Origin of the sequence: Microbacterium sp. TS-1 (assembly GCF_000509385.1) — a bacterium.
GTDB lineage: Bacteria > Actinomycetota > Actinomycetes > Actinomycetales > Microbacteriaceae > Microbacterium > Microbacterium arborescens.
In genome coordinates this window covers 2460698-2479809 of the sequence record NZ_BASQ01000001.1, presented here as the reverse complement: position 1 = coordinate 2479809, position 19112 = coordinate 2460698, and the positions used below count along the sequence as shown (strand labels likewise).

Below are 19112 nucleotides of genomic sequence, written 5' to 3'. Positions count from 1 at the left end.
CTCTGGAACTGCCCCCGCGTCAGCGGCGGCGGCCCTTCTTGTCGTCCTTCACGTGGCCGCGGAAGGTGCGGGTGGGCGCGAATTCGCCCAGCTTGTGGCCGACCATGGTCTCGGACACGAACACGGGGATGTGCTTGCGTCCGTCGTGCACGGCGATCGTGTGGCCGAGCATGGCCGGGATGATCATCGAACGGCGCGACCAGGTCTTGATGACGTTCTTGGAGCCGGCTTCGTTCTGCGCGACCACCTTGCGAAGCAGGTGCTCGTCGACGAAGGGGCCCTTCTTCAGGCTGCGAGGCATCTTCCTCTACTCCTACTTGCGCTTCTTGCCGGCGTTGCGACGGCGGACGATGTACTTGTCGCTCTCCTTGTTGGGGTGGCGGGTGCGACCCTCAGCCTGGCCCCAGGGAGTGACGGGGTGACGTCCACCGGACGTCTTGCCCTCACCACCACCGTGCGGGTGGTCGACCGGGTTCATGGCGACACCACGAACCGTCGGGCGAACGCCCTTCCAGCGCTTGCGGCCGGCCTTGCCCCAGTTGATGTTCGACTGCTCGGCGTTGCCGACCTCGCCGATGGTCGCGCGGCAGCGCGCATCGACGTTGCGGATCTCGCCCGAGGGCAGACGCAGCTGGGCGTAGGGGCCGTCCTTCGCGACCAGACGCACGCTGGCGCCGGCCGAGCGGGCCATCTTCGCGCCGCCGCCGGGGCGGAGCTCGATGGCGTGGATGACCGTACCGGTCGGGATGTTGCGCAGCGGCAGGTTGTTGCCGGGCTTGATGTCGGCGCCGGCACCCGACTCGACGATGTCGCCCTGCTGGAGCTTGTTCGGGGCGATGATGTAGCGCTTCTCGCCGTCGAAGTAGTGCAGCAGCGCGATGCGCGCGGTGCGGTTGGGGTCGTACTCGATGTGAGCGACCTTGGCGTTGACGCCGTCCTTGTCGTTGCGACGGAAGTCGATCACGCGGTACTGGCGCTTGTGGCCACCACCGATGTGACGCGTCGTGATGCGGCCCTGGTTGTTACGGCCACCGGTCTTGGCGATCGGGCGGAGGAGCGACTTCTCGGGCGTCGATCGGGTGATCTCGGCGAAGTCGGCCACCGACGAACCGCGGCGACCCGGGGTCGTGGGCTTGTACTTGCGAATAGCCATGTTCGTTGTCCTCTATCCCGACCGTCAGCCGACTGCCGTGAAGATGTCGATGGTGCCCGACTTCAGGGTGACGATGGCGCGCTTGGTGTCCTTGCGCTTGCCGGTGCCGAAGCGGGTGCGACGGGACTTGCCCGCGCGGTTGAGCGTGTTGACCGCTGCGACCTTGACGCCGAAGATCTTCTCGATCGCGAGCTTGATCTCGGTCTTCGACGCACGGGGGTCCACGAGGAACGTGTACTTGCCCTCGTCGATGAGCCCGTAGCTCTTCTCGGAGACGACCGGCTTCAGGATGATGTCGCGCGGGTCCTTGTTGACGGCGGTCATGCCGAGACCTCCTCGGTGGCGCCGGCCTTGGACGCGACGAACGCGTCGTAGGCGGCCTTGGTGAAGACGAGGTCGTCCGAGACGAGCACGTCGTAGGCGTTGAGCTGGTCGAACGTCAGCACGTGGACGTACGCGAGGTTGCGCACGCTCTTGACGGTGATCTCGTCACCGCGCTCGATGACCACGAGGACGTTCTTCGTGGCGCCGAGGCCGGTCAGAACCGCCGCAGCAGCCTTGGTCGAGGGCGTGCCCTCGACACCGAACGAGTCGACGATGTGCAGACGCTGGCCGCGAGCACGGTCGCTGAGCGCTCCGAGGAGTGCGGCGGCGACCATCTTCTTGGGGGTGCGCTGCGAGTAGTTGCGCGGCTTGGGGCCGTGCACGATGCCACCACCGGTCATGTGCGGCGCGCGGATCGAGCCCTGACGGGCGTTACCCGTGCCCTTCTGCTTGAAGGGCTTGCGGCCGGCGCCCGAGACCTCACCGCGACGCTTGGTCGAGTGAGTGCCCTGGCGAGCCGCCGCGAGCTGCGCGACGACGACCTGGTGGATGAGGGGAACGTTGGTCTTGACGTCGAAGAGCGCGGCGGGCAGCTCCACGGAGCCGGCCTTCTTGCCGGAAGCGCTCCGGACGTCGAGCGCGAGAGTCGAGTCAGCCATGATCAGGCACCCTTCACAGCGTTGCGGACGTAGACGATGCGGCCGCGTGCACCGGGGACGGCGCCCTTGACGAGCAGCAGACCCTTCTCGGCGTCGACGGCGTGCACCGTGAGGTTGAGGACGGTCACGCGCTCGCCACCCATGCGGCCGGCCATGCGCATGCCCTTGAAGACGCGGCTGGGCGTCGACGAGGCACCGATGGAACCGGGCTTGCGGTGGTTGCGGTGCGCACCGTGCGAGGCCGAGACGCCCTTGAAGTTGTGGCGCTTCATGACACCCGCGGTGCCCTTGCCCTTGCTGGTGCCGACGACGTCGACCAGCTGGCCGGCCTCGAACGTGTCACCGGCGGTGAGCTCCTGACCGAGTGAGTAGTCAGCGGCATCCGCCGTGCGCACCTCGGTGAGGTGGCGACGCGGGGTCACGCCGGCGGCCTCGAAGTGGGCCGTGAGGGGCTTGTTGACCTTGCGGGGGTCGATCTGGCCGGCAGCGATCTGAACGGCCGAGTAGCCGTCCTTCTCGGGCGTACGGACCTGGGTGACCACGTTCGGCGCGATCTCGATGACCGTGACGGGGACGAGCTTGCCCTGCTCGTTCCAGACCTGGGTCATGCCGAGCTTGGTGCCGAGGAGGCCCTTGGAAACCTTGGAGTTGATGTCAGCCATGTCGAACCTCAGAGCTTGATCTCGATGTTGACGTCGGCCGGGAGGTCGAGTCGCATGAGCGAGTCGACAGCCTTGGGCGTCGGGTCGACGATGTCGATCAGACGCTTGTGGGTGCGCATCTCGAAGTGCTCGCGGCTGTCCTTGTACTTGTGGGGCGACCGGATGACGCACACGACGTTCTTCTCGGTCGGCAGCGGCACGGGTCCGACGACAGTCGCGCCCGCACGGGTCACGGTGTCGACGATCTTGCGTGCCGAGGTGTCGATGACCTCGTGGTCGTACGACTTCAGGCGAATGCGGATCTTCTGTCCCGCCATTTGTCTGCTCACTCTCTTTATCGCGTCTTACGTCTCGCTGGTCGCGAGCGCATTGGACGCCCGGTGGCGCGGTCTGCGCCGGGCACTTCTCACCGCCGGGGCGGTGATGCTGCACCACTGTTCTGATGTCAAACCCGCGGGTCTCCCCGCGGTTCCGCACCGTGCGCGCACGCGCGCATCCTGTCTCCAGGTCGGTGTGGGGTTCGATGTTCATCTGCCCGCGGCCTAGGACTCTGCGCTGCGCGCCGCCTATGCACTCTCGTGACAGTGATCCGGGATGCTGGCACCCATCGGAATGTGGAACCTGAATAGTCTACGTGCCGCCCGGGCGTGTCGCAAACCCGGGCGTGTCGCGATATCCGCGTCGCGCCGCGTGCCGTGAGGGCGGGCCCGCCGAACGAGTACCCTCCCCGCGACCACGCACCTTCAATGGTGCACCCTCGCGTCGATGGTGCGCTCTCACGGGACGATTGCGACTCAGCGCAGCAGGCCGTGCGAGCGGAGGAACGCGGCGAATGACGGGCGCGACGCGAGGCGCTCCCAGCCCCAGCGCACCGGGGTCCAGCCGGTCGCCGCCACGATGCGGCTCTCGCGCTCGCGCTGGGCGCGCAGCACGTCGCGCGGCGAACGGCCCGCGACGAGAGCGGGATCGAGGTACTTGCCGTCGCCGTCGAACTCGCCGAAGCGCCGCAACCGCGGCCACGCGAAGTCGAGGAACGCCCACCGCCCGCCACCGAGCGCGACAGGATGCTGCAACACCGGTTCCGCGGCGCCGAGCTGCCGCATCCACAGGCGGCTGATGCTCTCACCGGGCAGCTGCGCCCGGCCGTCGGCGATCGAGGCGACCAAGCGCGCACGACGGATGCCGCGGGCCCCGGGCGACTGCTCCATGCGGGCGGTCACGTCAGTGGCGAGCGCCGCGGCGGCGGCAGGGTCGTATGCGCCCTGCCCGCGCCACGCCGCCGCTCGCAGCGCCGCGTCCATCGCCGCCGTCGCGGTCTCGGCATTCTCGGCACAGAGCACATCGAACAGCGTGCGCGCGATGCTCGTCGCCTGAAGCCCCCCGATGTGCGAGACATCGGCACCCGCGACCTCGTGCCGGTGGCGCACGACGTCGCTGCGGCTCGGCGCGGGCGCGGTCCCGAGCTCGAGGGTGTGGACCCGGCCGTCATCACCGCGATGGACGGGTAGCCCGTGGAGAGCGGCCGCGGTCGCATGCGAGAACACCGGTTCACGAATCGCCACCGCGGCGAGGGCGTGCGCGCGCAGCCGCATCCGCTCCTCCGGCCGCGCGGCGGCCCAGCGCGTCGCCGCAATATAGACGCCCCGCCGCACGCGCACGAGCTCTCCCGCCCGGACGGCACGGTCGAGGGCCGCGGTCTCGCCGCGCACATGTGCATCGCCCCGCAGGATCAGTTCGTCGCGCTCGGTCACTCCCCCACGGTGCCCCCGGCGCCGCCCCGCATCCCCCCGCGCCCGACTCCCCGTGGACTCGCCGGCGCCCCGCTTCCCGGGGGAGGAATCCCCACCGTCAACGCGAGAACGCACCCTCTCCGCGACGACGCACCATTCACGGTGCGCTCTCGCGGAGAGGGTGCGTTCTCGGCGCGGGCTACTGGTTGCCGATGTTCTTGTCGACGTTCTCGCGGACCTCGTCGACCTTGCCGTGATGCTGCTCGGGAACGACCTTCTTCACGGCGTCCGCCGCACCCTGAAGGAATTTGTCGCTGACCTCTTCGGCCTTCTCGCTCTTGAGCGCCTCCTCGATCTTGTCTCGGTTCTGCTCGAACATCTGCTTGCCTTTGTTGATGATGTCGTCGACGCCCATGATCGTCCTTTCGTCGGGTCGATGTACCGCTATGACAGCGCGCCCGCCGCCGCGACGTCAACAGGTTGCGCAGACGCCGGAACGACGAAACCCCCGGACCCGAAGGTCCGAGGGGTTTCGCGAAGGAAGTCGAAGGACTTACTTGATGATCTTGGTCACCGTGCCGGCGCCGACGGTGCGGCCACCCTCACGGATCGCGAAGCCGAGGCCCTCTTCCATGGCGATCGGCTGGATGAGCTCGACCGACATGTCGGTGGTGTCACCGGGCATGACCATCTCGGTGCCCTCGGGCAGCGAGATGACGCCGGTGACGTCCGTGGTGCGGAAGTAGAACTGCGGGCGGTAGTTCGTGTAGAAGGGGTTGTGACGGCCACCCTCCTCCTTCGAGAGGATGTAGGCAGTGCCCTCGAAGTTGGTGTGCGGGGTAACCGAACCCGGCTTCACGACGACCTGGCCACGCTCGACGTCGTCACGCTTGGTGCCGCGGAGGAGCAGACCACAGTTCTCGCCGGCCCAGGCCTCGTCGAGCTGCTTGTGGAACATCTCGATACCCGTGACCGTGGTCTTCTGCGTCGGGCGGATGCCGACGATCTCGACCTCGGAGTTGATGGCGAGGGTGCCGCGCTCGGCGCGGCCCGTGACGACGGTTCCACGACCGGTGATCGTGAAGACGTCCTCGACGGGCATGAGGAACGGCTTGTCCTTGTCACGCACGGGGTCGGGGATCGACTCGTCGACGGCGTCCATGAGCTCGACGATCGCGTTGACCCACTTCTCGTCGCCCTCGAGAGCCTTCAGGCCCGAGACGCGGACGACGGGAGCGTTGTCGCCGTCGAAGTCCTGCGACGAGAGGAGCTCGCGGACCTCGAGCTCGACGAGCTCCAGGATCTCCTCGTCGTCGACCATGTCCGACTTGTTGAGCGCGACCAGCAGGTAGGGCACGCCGACCTGCTTGGCGAGCAGCACGTGCTCGCGGGTCTGAGCCATCGGGCCGTCGGTGGCGGCGACCACGAGGATCGCGCCGTCCATCTGAGCGGCACCGGTGATCATGTTCTTGATGTAGTCAGCGTGACCCGGGGCGTCGACGTGAGCGTAGTGACGCTTGGGGGTCTCGTACTCGACGTGCGAGATGTTGATCGTGATACCACGCTGACGCTCTTCGGGCGCCGAGTCGATGGACGCGAAGTCACGCTGCACGTTGGTGGCCGACGGGTACTTGTCGGCGAGCACCTTCGAGATCGCCGCGGTGAGCGTCGTCTTGCCGTGGTCGACGTGACCGATGGTTCCGATGTTGACGTGCGGCTTGGTCCGCTCGAACTTGGCCTTAGCCACTGGGTCCTCCTCAGGACTGTCGTTGTAGATCTCCGGGCGCTGGATTGCGACCGGTTCTCTACGGGGATGTTTTCACTCTAGTAGAGAGGTCGATATTCAGTTTGAGTGGATGCCGGGAGCATGGGCCCCCGGCATCCCGAGGGCTTACTCGCCCTTGTTCTTCTGGACGATCTCGTCGGCCACCGCGCGCGGGACCTCGGAGTAGCTGTCGAACTCCATCGAGTAGACCGCGCGGCCCGAGGTCTTCGAACGCAGGTCGCCGATGTAGCCGAACATCTCCGACAGCGGGACGAGCGCGCGGACGATCTTGATGCCCGAGCCGTCCTCCATCGACTGGATCTGGCCACGACGCGAGTTCAGGTCGCCGATGACGTCGCCCATGTACTCCTCGGGCGTACGCACCTCGACAGCCATCAGGGGCTCGAGGATGACCGGGTTGGCCTTGCGCAGCGCCTCCTTGAAGCCCATCGAGCCGGCGATCTTGAACGCCATCTCGGACGAGTCGACGTCGTGCGACGCGCCGTCGATGAGGATCGCCTTGACACCCACGATGGGGTAGCCGGCGAGCACGCCGACGTTCATCGCGTCCTGGAAGCCCTGGTTGGTCGGCTCGATGTACTCGCGCGGGATGCGGCCACCGGTGACCTTGTTCTCGAACTCGTACGTCTTGTCGGCCGTGACCTCGAGCGGCTCGATCGCGAACTGGATCTTCGCGAACTGACCCGAACCACCGGTCTGCTTCTTGTGGGTGTAGTCGTGACGCTCGACGGCCTTGCGGATCGTCTCGCGGTACGCGACCTGCGGCTTGCCGACGTTCGCCTCGACGCGGAACTCGCGCTTCATGCGGTCGACGAGGATGTCGAGGTGCAGCTCGCCCATGCCCTTGATGACGGTCTGACCCGTCTCGGGGTTGAGCTCGGTGCGGAACGTCGGGTCCTCTTCGGCGAGCTTCTGGATGGCGACACCCAGCTTCTCCTGGTCGGCCTTGGTCTTCGGCTCGATCGCGACCTCGATGACGGGCTCGGGGAACGTCATCGACTCGAGGACGACGGGCTCGGCCGGGTCGGCGAGGGTGTCACCGGTGGTGGTGTCCTTCAGGCCGATGACGGCGTAGATGTTGCCCGCGGTGAGCGAGTCGACCGGGTTCTCCTTGTTGGCGTGCATCTGGAAGATCTTCCCGATGCGCTCCTTCTTGCCCTTGGTCGAGTTGATGACCTGCGCGCCCGAGTCGAGGTGACCCGAGTACACGCGGACGTAGGTGAGGCGACCGAAGAACGGGTGCACGGCGACCTTGAACGCCAGCGCCGCGAACGGGTCGTTGGCGTCGGGGTGACGCTCGATGATCTTCTCTTCGTCCTTCGGGTCGTGCGCCTCGATGGCGGGCACGTCGAGGGGCGAGGGGAGGAAGTCGACCACCGCGTCGAGCATGGGCTGCACGCCGCGGTTCTTGAACGCCGAGCCGCAGAGCACCGGGTACAGCTCGCCGGCGACGGTGAGCTTGCGGATGGCGCCCTTGATCTCGGCCACGGTCAGCTCTTCGCCGCCGAAGAACTTCTCGAGCAGCGCGTCGTCGGACTCGGCGACGGTCTCGAGGAGACGCTGGCGGTACTCGGCGGCCTTGTCGGCGAGGTCGGCCGGGATCTCCTGGATCTCGTACTTCGCGCCCATGGTCACGTCACCCTTGGCGTCGCCGGGCCAGACCAGCGCGCGCATCTCGACGAGGTCGACGACGCCCACGAAGTCGTTCTCGGCGCCGATCGGGAGCTGCAGCACGAGCGGCTTGGCGCCCAGGCGGCTGACGATCGTGTCGACGGTGAAGTAGAAGTCGGCGCCCAGCTTGTCCATCTTGTTGACGAAGCAGATGCGGGGCACGTCGTACTTGTCGGCCTGACGCCAGACGGTCTCGGACTGGGGCTCGACGCCCTCCTTGCCGTCGAAGACCGCCACGGCGCCGTCGAGGACGCGCAGCGAACGCTCGACCTCGACCGTGAAGTCGACGTGGCCGGGGGTGTCGATGATGTTGATCTGGTTCTTGTTCCAGAAGCAGGTCACGGCGGCAGACGTGATCGTGATGCCGCGCTCCTTCTCCTGCTCCATCCAGTCGGTGGTCGAGGCGCCGTCGTGCGTCTCGCCGAGCTTGTGGTTGACGCCCGTGTAGAACAGGATGCGCTCGGTCGTCGTCGTCTTGCCGGCATCGATGTGCGCCATGATGCCGATATTGCGGACCTTGTTGAGGTCGGTGAGCACTTCTTGTGCCACGGGCTGTTCCTTACGTTTGGTCGGGAGCGCCGGCCGGGGAGGGTCCCCCGGCCGGCGCCGAGAAGCTGTTTACCAGCGGTAGTGCGCGAAGGCGCGGTTCGACTCGGCCATCTTGTGGGTGTCTTCGCGGCGCTTGACCGCGGCACCGAGGCCGTTCGAGGCGTCGAGGATCTCGTTCTGCAGGCGCTCGGTCATCGTCTTCTCACGACGGCCCTTGGCGTACGAGACGAGCCAGCGCAGCGCGAGCGTGTTCGCACGGTGCGGCTTGACCTCGACGGGCACCTGGTAGGTCGAGCCACCGACGCGGCGGCTCTTGACCTCGAGGGTCGGGCGGACGTTGTCGAGCGCCTTCTTCAGCGTCGCGACGGCGTCCTGGCCGTTCTTGGCCTCGACACCCTTGAGGGCGGTGTAGACGATCGACTCGGCGATCGACTTCTTGCCGTCGACGAGGATCTTGTTCACGAGCTGCGTGACGATCGGAGCACCGTAGACCGGGTCGTTGACGACGACGCGGCGGGGTGCGGGTCCCTTACGAGGCATCTAACTCAACCCTTCTTCGCGCCGTAGCGGCTGCGAGCCTGCTTACGGTTCTTGACGGCCTGGGTGTCGAGCGCACCGCGGACGATCTTGTAGCGGACACCGGGGAGGTCCTTCACACGACCGCCGCGGACGAGCACGAGCGAGTGCTCCTGCAGGTTGTGGCCCTCGCCGGGGATGTACGCGGTGACCTCGGTGCCGTTGCGGAGCTTGACACGAGCGACCTTGCGCATGGCCGAGTTCGGCTTCTTGGGCGTGGTCGTGTACACGCGGGTGCAGACACCCGCCTGCTGGGGGTTCGCCTTCAGTGCGGGCGCCTTGGTCTTGGTGACCTTCGGCGAGCGACCCTTGCGAACCAACTGCTGAATGGTTGGCACGTTCTCTCCTTGTAGTGCTGCACGGTGACAGCGTCGTGGTTTCACCACAGATCCACCGGCGCGTCACGAATGCTGCGTTTTCGAAGGGTGGATATGCCGTGGGGGCGTCCTGTTCGCAGAACGATCCCGATTCGCGTGCTCCGCTTCGACCTGACCATCGGACCGAGGCACGACGCAGGGCGCGCACGAGCGCACACCCGATCAATGATACGCCTCTCCGGCGAGGCGGGCAAACGCCGGTGGATGCCGGTGGTATCGGGGTCAGGTTCCGGGGCGCTCGATGCGCAGTTCCGCGTCGCCGAGGAGGAAGCGCTCGCCTGCCGGAGCATCCGATCCGGGCTCGAGCTCGATTTCGGTGCCGAGGAAGTTGGTCAGCACGACGCCGTTGGTCGAGTGGAGATCGGTGATGTGCCACAGGCCCGAGCGCAGTTCCAGGCGTGCATGCGTCTTCGACACGGTGCGCGTACGGTCCTCGATGGCCACGAGCTGGGCCCGCGGGTAGGCGGGGTCGGGCGCGGGCTGACGGCCCACGATCGCGACGTCGCCGGTGAGCGGCGCGACCTCGCCGTCGGGCAGGACGAGCTGCCAGTAGACCCGGCGCCGCGCGACGACGACGGTGTGGTCGATCTCGCCGTCGTCGGGAACCTCGGCGCGGCGCAGCTGCGCGGGCACCGCCGCCTCAGCCGTGCGCGGCTCGCCGGCCGCCGGCGCGCTCGCGACGGCCGAGACCTCGTCGGAGAGCTCCGGGAACTCGTCGGGAGTCCGCGCGAAGGCCCGACGGGCGATCGGGGTCGCGGGCACGGCATCCCACGTCCGGCGTCCCGGCCCCATCCCGGCGGCGGAATCCGGGTCGGCGAACGAGGGGATGACCCCGGGGCGGTCGGATGCGGCGCGCGAGGGGAACGGCGACGGCGAGATCGCCGAGACGTCGTCGATCTCGGACGGCCAGCGGGCGTCGTCCGAGCCGTCGTCGGCGTCCCCGGCCGCTCCGGCACTGGCGGCCTCCGTGCGGGTCTCGGCCGCCGGAGCGGGGTCGCGGAGGATCGGCTCGCGCGCTTCGCGCGGCGCGGGCTCGGAGAACGCCGGCCGAGCCTCGGGCTCTGCCGGGGCCGGGGGCTGCGCCGGGGGCGCGGCCGCCATGGCCGACTCGGCGGCCGCCGCAGGCGGCGCGGGCTCGGCAGGGGCAGCGGGTCGCGCCGCTTGCTCGGCGGCCGGGGCGAAGAGCACGGCAACGGGGTCGGCTCCCGGATCAGCCGGGACGGATGCCGGAGCCGGAGCACCGGGGGTCACGGCAGCGGGCTCGTCCACGGCAGGCGGGGCAGCGACCGCCGCGCCGGCGGCGGGCACCTCGGCAGGGGCGAACGGCGACGGCGGTGCCCACGGCGAGGGCTGCAGGTCGGTCGGCTCGGGTTCGCGTTCGGGAGCGGCTTCACCGCTGGCGGCGAGCGGTTCGGGGCTGAAGTGGCGCGCCGACAGCGTCGGGGTGGCCAGCGTCGGGGGCGCCGCGGGCTCGGGAGTGCGCCGCACGCCGAGACCGGGGGCGTCCTGTTGCTCCGCGTCCGACAGCGGCGGTGTGAAGACCCACGGCGGCGGTGCCACCTCGGCGGCGCGCTCCTCCCGCCAGCGGGCGGGCCCGAGCCCCAGAATGCTCGCCCACACGACGAACAGCAGGGCGGCCAGCACCGTCATCCCGGGGCCGACGCCGAAGCCGCGACCGATGCGGTGCGCGGCCATCACCAGCAGCACGTAGACCACGATCGGGCCGGCCACGGGGACGAGACCGATGAGGACGAGCCACGGGCTGAAACCGCCGATGCGCAGCACGACCGCGATGTTCAGCACCGGCACCCACCCCTGCCAGGGCTCCTCGTCCGTCTTGCGGAACAGGCCGGCCAGCGCGAGCGCCGTCCAGACGTAGAGGACCGCACCCAGAACCGTCGAGAGCACGACGAGGAGGATGAGGAGCGATTCGTTGCCGGAGGTGGTCATCGCATCCCACGATAGAGCCCGCGGGCGCCGCGCACCGTCGTCACGTGTCGCCCCCGCGTTCGGCGCCGGGTTCGAAGGGCGCGTCGAGCGATCGGGTGAGCTCGGCGAGCATGGCCTCGATCTGAGGTTCGACGTGCTGCGCGACGGCCGCCTGCACGCGCAGCCGGTGATGCAGGAGCACGGCGCAGACCTCCCGACCGATCATGTTGGCGTAGTCGTCGGCGAGGCCGACCTCCTGGCGGAGGGCCGCCTTCGCCTCGCTGCTGAGCGGGGGAAGCTCGGGCACGGCGTCGTCGGACTCCTGCGCGAGCCCCGAGATCGTGAACAGGAAGGGCGCCCCGGCCACCGGCTCGGGGTCGAGCGGCAACCCCTCGAACTCGGGCGCGAGCCCCTCGGCAGGGCGGTAGCTCCGGGCCCGGTTGCGTGCGGCCTGCTGGTCGAGCTCGGCCTGCAGCATCGGCAGGTTCCGCGAGGTGTACTCGGCGACGGCGGCATCCACGATCGCCTTCATCCTCGTCGACAGGCCGTGCTGCACCCCGTGCGGCACGTCCGCCCCCAGTCCCACCGCAGACAGCACGGGCGAGCCGATGCATCGACGACAGGGAGCGACCCGGCCTCGGTGGGTCGCCGGCTGCCAGCGCGGCAGCCAGCGCAGCCAGGCATCCACCGCCTGGCTGACCTGGGTCTCGAGCGACCGCTCCACGGGGCTATTGTCGCCGATCCGGGCCGGTGACGCGGGGATTTCGCGTCATTCGTCCTCGTCGCGTTCCCAGGCCCACCGCGGCGGCGTCGCCCGCGTCCGCACCAGCGCGACGGCCGACCATCCCGATATGACCGCTGCGGCGACGAGCAGGACACCGAACCACGACACCGCGAACCCGCCGGCAGCGGCGAAGGCACGAGCCGCGTCGACCCCCACGATCAGCGCGGACGCGACCAGGCCCGCGAGGTACGACAGCAGCGCGACAACCCCCGTGAGGACCGAGATCGCATACGACGGATGCGGTGCCCGCAGCGCGACCATCAGCGTGAGCGCGATCCCGACGACCGCGGCGGCGAAGCCGACGGCGCCGGGGATCGGCCCGAGCCCGCGGACCGCGAGGACGTCCTGACCGGTCACCAGACTCAGGATGCCCAGGCCGCAGATGGCGAGCGCCCCGAAGCCCACGACCGCGAAAGCGGTGGCGAGCCCGGGGCGCATTCCGCCGGAGGCAGTGGTCATCAGTAGCGGTGCAGCTGCGGTCCCGCCTCGAGCGTGCGCTCGTACTCGCGCTGCGCCTCGGCGTTGAGCTCGGTGACCCGACGGCCGCGGGCGGCGACCCACGCACCGAACCAGATCGTCAGCTCGCGGCCCGCGACCAGTGCGACGAGCGCGAGCGGGGCGAAGGCCTGCTCACCGACGATCGTGAGCGCCTGGCTCGGCGCGATCGTCCAGAACGGCGCCTGGAAGAGCTGTCCCGCGATGTGCCCCGCGTAGGACGCCAGACCCACCAGGAGGCCGAGCAGGACCCAAAGGCCCCAGCGGCCGCGGTTGATGAAGGCGCCCAGGATCCAGAACGCCAGGAAGAACACGACGACGGGAACCCAGAGCCACCAGGAGGTGGCGGCGGCGAGAGCCTGCTCGCCGATGTTCGCGGTCGTGACCTCACCGCGGACGGCGTCGATGCCCAGAGCGGCACCGAGGTAGACCAGGGCGAAGGCGATGGCGGCGAGGAGGCCGATGGCCCCGGCCGCTCCGCGGTTGCCGCGCGGCGTCGGCGCCTCGGGGGCCTGCACGAAGATCGGCTGCGGGCTCGGAGCAGCAGCCGGCGTCTCGGCCACGGGCTCGCTCGCGCTCACGCTGCTCGTGCCGTCGGCGTCGTCGGCGCGGTAGGCGCGCGTCGCGGTGTCGCTGGCGGCTGCGCCCGCGGCGCCACCGGCTGCAGTGGTGCCGGCTGCGGCGGCATCCGCATCCCGGTCCGCGGTGGACGTGTCGCCGGCATCGCGCGGGGTGTCCCACTCGCTCGGGGAGTTCCAGCTGTCGGCGGTCGCGGACGAGCCGACGGTGTCGGTGCGCTCGTCGCGTGCGGCGGCGTCGAGCCGGGCGGCGTCGGCGTCGGAGGTCGTGCGGTCGACTGCGGGGCGTTCTGCGTCGGCGGCGTCGGCGGATCGCTCGGGCAGAGTCCCGGAGCCGGCGTAAGCGGCATCCCAGTCATCGGCCGAGACCGCATCGCGCGACGCCTCGGCGTCGGCGAGCCCTGCCCGGGCGCTGCCCACGACGTCGTCCACCGGCTTCGGCTCGTCGACCGGCTCGCCGTACTTGGGGTCGCTCATGCGATGTGCTCCTCACGCGGTGGCCGGTGCCGCCGCAGAGGCGAGGATATCCCGGCGACGCGGGCGCACCGCGCAGGCGTGCCGACGTGTCTGCGCACCCGTCCGGGCGGCCGGACGTATCGTCGTCCCATGACCTCGCGCGCCCTCCCCCGCCTCGCGCCCGCAGCGCTGCTCGTCGCGGTCGCGCTGCTCGCGGGGTGCGCCCCCGAGCCCGGCACCGGCGCAGCGGCGACGCCGGATAATACGGCGGCGAGCGATGCGCCGACCCCGACCCCCGCGATGACCGTTTCCGCCGAAGCGGGCGGACCGCCGCCCGCGGCATCCGGCTCGGTCGTGTCGACCACCGTGCTGCCGCGCGACTGCGCCGGCATCCTCGGCGCCCCCGCCCGGGCGGCGCTCGCCGCCGTGCCCCTGAACGACCCGGGCTTCGGCGAGAGCGGCACCCGGCCCGACGGATCACTGCGCTGCGTCTGGGCCGACCCCGCCGCCGACACCGCGAAGATCGAGACCACTATCGCCTACGCCGAGCGCAACCCCGTGATCGACTTCTTCAACGAGCTCACCGGCATCGGGTTCACCTGCTACGAGCCGGCCGGCGGCGTGCGCTGCGAGAAGACCTGGCAGAACGCGCGCTATCCCGTCACCGACGGGCGGACGCTGTTCTTCCGCGACGGCGTGCTGATCGACACGCAGTTCTCGCACCTCGCGCCCGAGGGCTACACCTCCGGGATCATCGCGTCGCTGTGGCCCGCGGGGGCCGCCACCCCCGCCCCCTGAGGCTTCGCGCGGCCGTGGTGGTCGCGCCGGATCAGTCGTCCGCGGCGAAGACCGCGTTGCCCACCCGGCTCGCGTACTGCTCGGGATGCCAGGCCGACTGCGACGTCGAGACCCAATGCCCCTCCCCCGCCTCGATCGTCTCGACGAGGTCGCCGTCGGTGCGCGAGCAGAGCGTGCGCACGCCGCGTTCGTCGCAGGCGAATCCCTGAGCGGGCAGAGCGGATGCCGCGATCGAGCCGGCATCCGTTCCCACCGACCCGACGGTGGTCGAGATCGAGCCGGCGTCCGAGGTCCAGGTGCACGTGAAACGCACCTCGGGGGCGAGAGCCTCCACGAGGGCGACGGCCGTCGAGACGGGGGCGTCCGAGGTCTGCTCGAGCTGCGCGCCGGCCGAGTACTGCAACGTCACCCACAGCGCCTCGGGGTACAGGTCGCGGCACTCCTGCGGCCCGTCGGCCGCGGCAGCACCTCCGGCACCGCCGCTCTCACCGAGGAGCCCCATCCCCGTCGTGACCAGCGGGACCGTCAAGATCGCGAGCGCGCCGATCACTCCGGCGCAGATGACGCCGACGATCCAGGCGAAGACGACGTTCCGACCCCCGATGCGTGCCACCTCTCCACGCTAATCCGGCGGCGCCGACTCGGACCGACCGACACGACGAAGGGCCCCGGGACATGCCCGGGGCCCTTCGCGAGATCAGCGATCGATCAGTTGTAGCTGGTGAAGTCGCCGTCGGTGGAGAAGCTGTCGAAGTCGACGTAGCTCAGGTCGGCGTCGCTGTACGCGCCGTCCGACGCGAAGATGCGGTTGGGGTACCGCTCGCTCTTCGCCTCCTCCGTCGCCTCGACGGCCACGTTGCGGTACTTCGCAAGGCCCGTTCCGGCGGGGATGAGCTTTCCGATGATGACGTTCTCCTTGAGGCCGACGAGCGGGTCGCTCTTGCCCTCCATGGCCGCCTGCGTGAGGACGCGGGTGGTCTCCTGGAACGACGCGGCCGACAGCCACGACTCCGTCGCGAGCGACGCCTTGGTGATACCCATCAGCTCGGGACGACCCGACGCGGGACGCTTGCCCTCGCCGACCGCCTCGCGGTTGATCTGCTGGTAGCGCTTGAAGTCGACCAGCTCACCCGGCAGCAGCGTCGTGTCGCCGTGGTCGACCACGGTGACCTTCCGCAGCATCTGACGGACGATGACCTCGATGTGCTTGTCGTGGATCGGCACACCCTGCGAGCGGTACACGCCCTGCACGCCGCCGACGAGGTACTTCTGCACCTCACGGGCACCCTGCACGCGCATGATGTCCTTCGGGTCGAGCGTGCCGACCTGCAGCGGGTCGCCGACCTCGACGTGCTGGCCGTCCTCGACGAGGAGGGTCGCACGCTTGAGGACCGGGTAGACCACGGGCTCGTCGCCGTTGTCGGGCGTGATGATGATCTTCTTCGACTTCTCGGTCTCGTCGATCGTCACGCGGCCGGTGACCTCGGAGATCGGGGACGCACCCTTGGGGGTACGGGCCTCGAAGAGCTCCTGCACGCGGGGCAGACCCTGCGTGATGTCATCGGCCGAAGCCGAACCACCCGTGTGGAAGGTACGCATCGTCAGCTGGGTACCGGGCTCACCGATCGACTGGGCGGCGATGATGCCGACCGCCTCGCCGATGTCGACGATCTTGCCGGTGGCCAGCGAACGGCCGTAGCACTTCGCGCAGACGCCGACGGCGGAGTCGCAGGTCAGGACCGAGCGGACCTTGATGGAGGTCACCCCGCCCTCGACGAGCTTGTTGATCAGCACGTCGCCCACGTCGTCGCCGGCCGCGGCCAGCACCTCGCCCGAGGGCGAGACGGCGTCGGCCGCCAGCGTACGGGCGAACACCGAGTTCTCGACGTTGGCGTCCTTGATGAGGGCGCCGTCGGCGCCGGCTGCGGCGATCGGGAGCTCGAGGCCCTTCGAGGTGCCGCAGTCGTCCTCGCGGATGATGACGTCCTGCGAGACGTCCACCAGACGACGGGTCAGGTAACCCGAGTCGGCGGTACGCAGAGCGGTGTCGGCCAGACCCTTACGGGCACCGTGCGTCGCGGTGAAGTACTCCGCCACCGACAGCCCCTCGCGGTACGAGGAGATGATCGGACGCGGCATGATCTCACCCTTGGTGTTGTTGACCAGGCCTCGGATACCGGCGATGTTACGGATCTGCAGCCAGTTACCACGGGCGCCCGACGAGACCATGCGGTTGATGGTGTTCTCGGCCGGGAAGTTCGCCTTCATGGCGGCCTGGACCTCGTCGGTCGCCTCGGTCCAGATCTTGATCTGCTCCTGGCGACGCTCGGCGTCGGTCACGAGACCCTTCTCGAACTGGCCCTGGACCTTCGACGCGAGCTTCTCGTACTTCGAGATGATCTCGGCCTTGTTCGGCGGCGTCAGGACGTCGCTGAGCGCCACGGTGACGCCCGAACGGGTCGCCCAGTGGAAGCCGGCGTCCTTGATCCGGTCGAGGGATGCCGCGACCTCGGTCTTGGGGTACTCCTCGGCCAGCTTGTTGACGATCTGCGACAGCTTGCCCTTGTCGGCCTGCTCGCGGACGAACGGGTAGCCCTTGGGCAGGGTGTCGTTGAAGATCGCCTGTCCGAGCGACGCGTCGACCAGACCGTGGCGCTCGTAGCCCTCGGGGGCGTCGCCCTCGAGGAACGCGAGACCGGGGATGCGGATGCGGACCTTGGCCTGCAGGTCGAGGGTGCCCTCGTCCTTCGCCAGGATCGCCTCGCCGACGGAGCCGAACACGCGACCCTCGCCCTTGGCACCCTCGATGACCGTGGTCAGGTGGTGCAGGCCGATGATCATGTCCTGCGAGGGCAGGGTGACCGGACGGCCGTCGGAGGGCTTGAGGATGTTGTTCGACGCGAGCATCAGGATGCGGGCCTCGGCCTGAGCCTCGACCGAGAGCGGCAGGTGGACGGCCATCTGGTCACCGTCGAAGTCCGCGTTGAACGCGGCGCACACGAGCGGGTGCAGCTGGATCGCCTTGCCCTCGACGAGCTGGGGCTCGAAGGCCTGGATGCCCAGGCGGTGCAGGGTGGGTGCACGGTTGAGCAGCACGGGGCGCTCGCGGATGATCTCCTCGAGCACGTCCCAGACCTCGGGACGCGTGCGCTCGACGGCCCGCTTGGCCGCCTTGATGTTCTGCGAGTGACCGAGGTCGATCAGGCGCTTGATGACGAACGGCTTGAAGAGCTCGAGAGCCATCTGCTTGGGCAGACCGCACTGGTGCAGCTTCAGCTGGGGTCCGACGATGATGACCGAACGACCCGAGTAGTCGACGCGCTTTCCGAGCAGGTTCTGACGGAAACGTCCCTGCTTTCCCTTGAGCATGTCCGACAGCGACTTCAGCGCACGGTTGCCGGTGCCGGTGACCGGGCGACCGCGACGGCCGTTGTCGAAGAGCGCGTCGACGGCCTCCTGCAGCATCCGCTTCTCGTTGTTGACGATGATCTCGGGAGCCCCGAGGTCGATCAGACGACGCAGACGGTTGTTGCGGTTGATCACGCGGCGGTACAGGTCGTTGAGGTCGGAGGTCGCGAAGCGGCCACCGTCGAGCTGGACCATCGGACGCAGCTCCGGCGGGATCACCGGGACGACGTCGAGCACCATCGAGGCCGGCGACATGCCGGTCTGCAGGAACGAGTTGACGACCTTCAGGCGCTTGATCGCACGGATCTTGCGCTGGCCCTTGCCCTCGGAGATCTGCAGGTGCAGCGAGTCGGCCTCGGCGGCCAGGTCGAACGACGCGAGGCGGCGCTGGATGCCCTCGGCGCCCATGTAGGCCTCGAAGTACTGACCGAAGCGGTCCTGCAGCTCGTGGAAGACGTCGTCCTCCTGCTTGAGCTGGCCGACCTCGAGGGAGCGGAACTCCTCCCACACCCGCTCGAGGCGCGAGATCTGCTCGTCGAAGTTCTTGCGGACCGTCGCCATGTCCTTCTCGGCGGAGTCCTTGGCCTTCTTCTTCTGGTCGGCCTTGGCGCCGTCGGCCTCGAGGGTCGCGAGCTCCTCCTCCAGCTTGGCCAGACGCGACGCCACGCGGGCGTCACGGCGGTCGCCGAGGTTCTTGATCTCGAGGCGGAGGTTGTTCTCGTGGGTGGGGAGGTCGCGGTGACGCGCATCCTCATCGACCGAGATGACCATGTACGCGGCGAAGTAGATGACCTTCTCGAGGTCCTTCGGCGCCATGTCGAGCAGGTACCCGAGGCGCGAGGGCACGCCCTTGAAGTACCAGATGTGGGTCACGGGAGCGGCGAGCTCGATGTGGCCCATGCGCTCACGACGGACCGAGGACTTGGTGACCTCGACGCCGCAGCGCTCGCAGACGATGCCCTTGAAGCGGACGCGCTTGTACTTTCCGCAGGCGCACTCCCAGTCGCGGGAGGGGCCGAAGATCTGCTCGCCGAAGAGGCCGTCCTTCTCGGGCTTGAGCGTGCGGTAGTTGATGGTTTCGGGCTTCTTGACCTCGCCGAAGGACCAACGACGGATGTCGTCAGCAGTGGCCAGGCCGATGCGAAGCTGATCGAAGGTGTGTGACTCGAGCACTGAT

General features: G+C 69.0%; 19 protein-coding genes. 1 reads left to right on the top strand and 18 read right to left on the bottom strand.

Annotated elements, in window-relative coordinates; genetic code table 11:
- Positions 1 to 19 precede the first annotated feature (19 nt).
- The 16 genes from rpsS to MTS1_RS11510 all read right to left on the bottom strand — a co-directional run bounded on the left by rpsS (position 20) and on the right by MTS1_RS11510 (position 13750).
- Complete coding sequence (gene rpsS, locus MTS1_RS11585) at positions 20 to 301, bottom strand: 30S ribosomal protein S19 (RefSeq protein WP_023954043.1); 282 nt, start codon at positions 299 to 301, stop codon at positions 20 to 22.
- A 12-nt stretch (positions 302 to 313) separates the two neighbouring features.
- Positions 314 to 1153 carry a 50S ribosomal protein L2 gene (gene rplB, locus MTS1_RS11580; RefSeq protein WP_023954042.1) on the bottom strand — a complete coding sequence of 280 codons (840 nt, stop codon included), beginning with the start codon at positions 1151 to 1153 and terminating at the stop codon, positions 314 to 316.
- A gap of 24 nt (positions 1154 to 1177) precedes the next feature.
- The gene (rplW, locus tag MTS1_RS11575) at positions 1178 to 1477 is read right to left on the bottom strand and encodes a 50S ribosomal protein L23 (protein WP_023954040.1); all 300 of its coding nucleotides are present in this window, start codon (positions 1475 to 1477) and stop codon (positions 1178 to 1180) included.
- Positions 1474 to 2136, bottom strand: coding sequence for a 50S ribosomal protein L4 (gene rplD, locus MTS1_RS11570; protein WP_023954038.1), 663 nt, complete (start codon positions 2134 to 2136; stop codon positions 1474 to 1476). Before rplD ends, rplW begins: the two co-directional genes overlap by 4 nt.
- Positions 2137 to 2138: 2 nt before the next feature.
- Positions 2139 to 2798 (bottom strand): 50S ribosomal protein L3, encoded by a 660-nt coding sequence (gene rplC / locus MTS1_RS11565; RefSeq protein WP_023954036.1) that lies wholly within the window; start codon positions 2796 to 2798, stop codon positions 2139 to 2141.
- Between the two features lie 8 nt (positions 2799 to 2806).
- A complete protein-coding gene (gene rpsJ / locus MTS1_RS11560; RefSeq protein ID WP_017201594.1) occupies positions 2807 to 3115 on the bottom strand; it encodes a 30S ribosomal protein S10 in 309 nt (102 codons plus the stop codon).
- Positions 3116 to 3592: 477 nt separating this feature from the next.
- Positions 3593 to 4549, bottom strand: a complete 957-nt coding sequence (locus tag MTS1_RS11555; protein ID WP_023954033.1) for a hypothetical protein — start codon at positions 4547 to 4549, stop codon at positions 3593 to 3595.
- A gap of 178 nt (positions 4550 to 4727) precedes the next feature.
- The gene (locus MTS1_RS11550; RefSeq protein WP_023954031.1) at positions 4728 to 4943 is read right to left on the bottom strand and encodes an Rv0909 family putative TA system antitoxin; all 216 of its coding nucleotides are present in this window, start codon (positions 4941 to 4943) and stop codon (positions 4728 to 4730) included.
- A gap of 138 nt (positions 4944 to 5081) precedes the next feature.
- A complete protein-coding gene (gene tuf, locus MTS1_RS11545) occupies positions 5082 to 6275 on the bottom strand; it encodes an elongation factor Tu (protein ID WP_023954029.1) in 1194 nt (397 codons plus the stop codon).
- Positions 6276 to 6419: 144 nt separating this feature from the next.
- Positions 6420 to 8534, bottom strand: a complete 2115-nt coding sequence (gene fusA / locus MTS1_RS11540; RefSeq protein ID WP_023954028.1) for an elongation factor G — start codon at positions 8532 to 8534, stop codon at positions 6420 to 6422.
- 69 nt (positions 8535 to 8603) lie between these two features.
- Positions 8604 to 9074, bottom strand: a complete 471-nt coding sequence (rpsG, locus tag MTS1_RS11535) for a 30S ribosomal protein S7 (RefSeq protein WP_023954027.1) — start codon at positions 9072 to 9074, stop codon at positions 8604 to 8606.
- A 5-nt stretch (positions 9075 to 9079) separates the two neighbouring features.
- Positions 9080 to 9448 (bottom strand): 30S ribosomal protein S12, encoded by a 369-nt coding sequence (rpsL, locus tag MTS1_RS11530; protein WP_018187369.1) that lies wholly within the window; start codon positions 9446 to 9448, stop codon positions 9080 to 9082.
- Positions 9449 to 9709: 261 nt separating this feature from the next.
- Positions 9710 to 11437 carry a DUF5684 domain-containing protein gene (locus tag MTS1_RS11525; protein ID WP_023954024.1) on the bottom strand — a complete coding sequence of 576 codons (1728 nt, stop codon included), beginning with the start codon at positions 11435 to 11437 and terminating at the stop codon, positions 9710 to 9712.
- A 40-nt stretch (positions 11438 to 11477) separates the two neighbouring features.
- Entirely contained in the window at positions 11478 to 12140 is a 663-nt protein-coding gene (locus tag MTS1_RS11520; RefSeq protein ID WP_023954023.1) for a hypothetical protein, read from the bottom strand.
- A gap of 45 nt (positions 12141 to 12185) precedes the next feature.
- Positions 12186 to 12659, bottom strand: a complete 474-nt coding sequence (locus tag MTS1_RS11515; RefSeq protein WP_023954021.1) for a hypothetical protein — start codon at positions 12657 to 12659, stop codon at positions 12186 to 12188.
- Entirely contained in the window at positions 12659 to 13750 is a 1092-nt protein-coding gene (locus MTS1_RS11510; RefSeq protein ID WP_023954019.1) for a hypothetical protein, read from the bottom strand. The genes MTS1_RS11515 and MTS1_RS11510 overlap by 1 nt, the downstream gene beginning before the upstream one ends.
- Positions 13751 to 13879: 129 nt before the next feature.
- Here MTS1_RS11510 and MTS1_RS11505 point away from each other — a divergent pair, with 129 nt between their 5' ends.
- Entirely contained in the window at positions 13880 to 14527 is a 648-nt protein-coding gene (locus MTS1_RS11505) for a hypothetical protein (protein WP_023954017.1), read from the top strand.
- A gap of 31 nt (positions 14528 to 14558) precedes the next feature.
- Here the strand turns inward: MTS1_RS11505 and MTS1_RS11500 are convergent, their stop codons facing one another.
- Positions 14559 to 15140: a hypothetical protein gene (locus MTS1_RS11500; protein ID WP_023954015.1), complete on the bottom strand. Its 582-nt coding sequence runs from the start codon at positions 15138 to 15140 to the stop codon at positions 14559 to 14561.
- Between the two features lie 95 nt (positions 15141 to 15235).
- A complete protein-coding gene (rpoC, locus tag MTS1_RS11495; protein ID WP_023954013.1) occupies positions 15236 to 19108 on the bottom strand; it encodes a DNA-directed RNA polymerase subunit beta' in 3873 nt (1290 codons plus the stop codon).
- Positions 19109 to 19112: the final 4 nt, after the last annotated feature.

What these genes read in the sequence shown, in the direction of transcription:
- rplW (WP_023954040.1), bottom strand. Translation starts at nt 1,477, where the DNA reads ATGACCGCCGTCAACAAGGACCCGCGCGACATCATCCTGAAGCCGGTC.
- rplC (WP_023954036.1), bottom strand. Translation starts at nt 2,798, where the DNA reads ATGGCTGACATCAACTCCAAGGTTTCCAAGGGCCTCCTCGGCACCAAG.
- MTS1_RS11505 (WP_023954017.1), top strand. Translation starts at nt 13,880, where the DNA reads ATGACCTCGCGCGCCCTCCCCCGCCTCGCGCCCGCAGCGCTGCTCGTC.
- rpsJ (WP_017201594.1), bottom strand. Translation starts at nt 3,115, where the DNA reads ATGGCGGGACAGAAGATCCGCATTCGCCTGAAGTCGTACGACCACGAG.
- rpsS (WP_023954043.1), bottom strand. Translation starts at nt 301, where the DNA reads ATGCCTCGCAGCCTGAAGAAGGGCCCCTTCGTCGACGAGCACCTGCTT.
- MTS1_RS11525 (WP_023954024.1), bottom strand. Translation starts at nt 11,437, where the DNA reads ATGACCACCTCCGGCAACGAATCGCTCCTCATCCTCCTCGTCGTGCTC.
- rplB (WP_023954042.1), bottom strand. Translation starts at nt 1,153, where the DNA reads ATGGCTATTCGCAAGTACAAGCCCACGACCCCGGGTCGCCGCGGTTCG.
- MTS1_RS11510 (WP_023954019.1), bottom strand. Translation starts at nt 13,750, where the DNA reads ATGAGCGACCCCAAGTACGGCGAGCCGGTCGACGAGCCGAAGCCGGTG.
- MTS1_RS11550 (WP_023954031.1), bottom strand. Translation starts at nt 4,943, where the DNA reads ATGGGCGTCGACGACATCATCAACAAAGGCAAGCAGATGTTCGAGCAG.
- rplD (WP_023954038.1), bottom strand. Translation starts at nt 2,136, where the DNA reads ATGGCTGACTCGACTCTCGCGCTCGACGTCCGGAGCGCTTCCGGCAAG.
- rpsG (WP_023954027.1), bottom strand. Translation starts at nt 9,074, where the DNA reads ATGCCTCGTAAGGGACCCGCACCCCGCCGCGTCGTCGTCAACGACCCG.
- MTS1_RS11515 (WP_023954021.1), bottom strand. Translation starts at nt 12,659, where the DNA reads ATGACCACTGCCTCCGGCGGAATGCGCCCCGGGCTCGCCACCGCTTTC.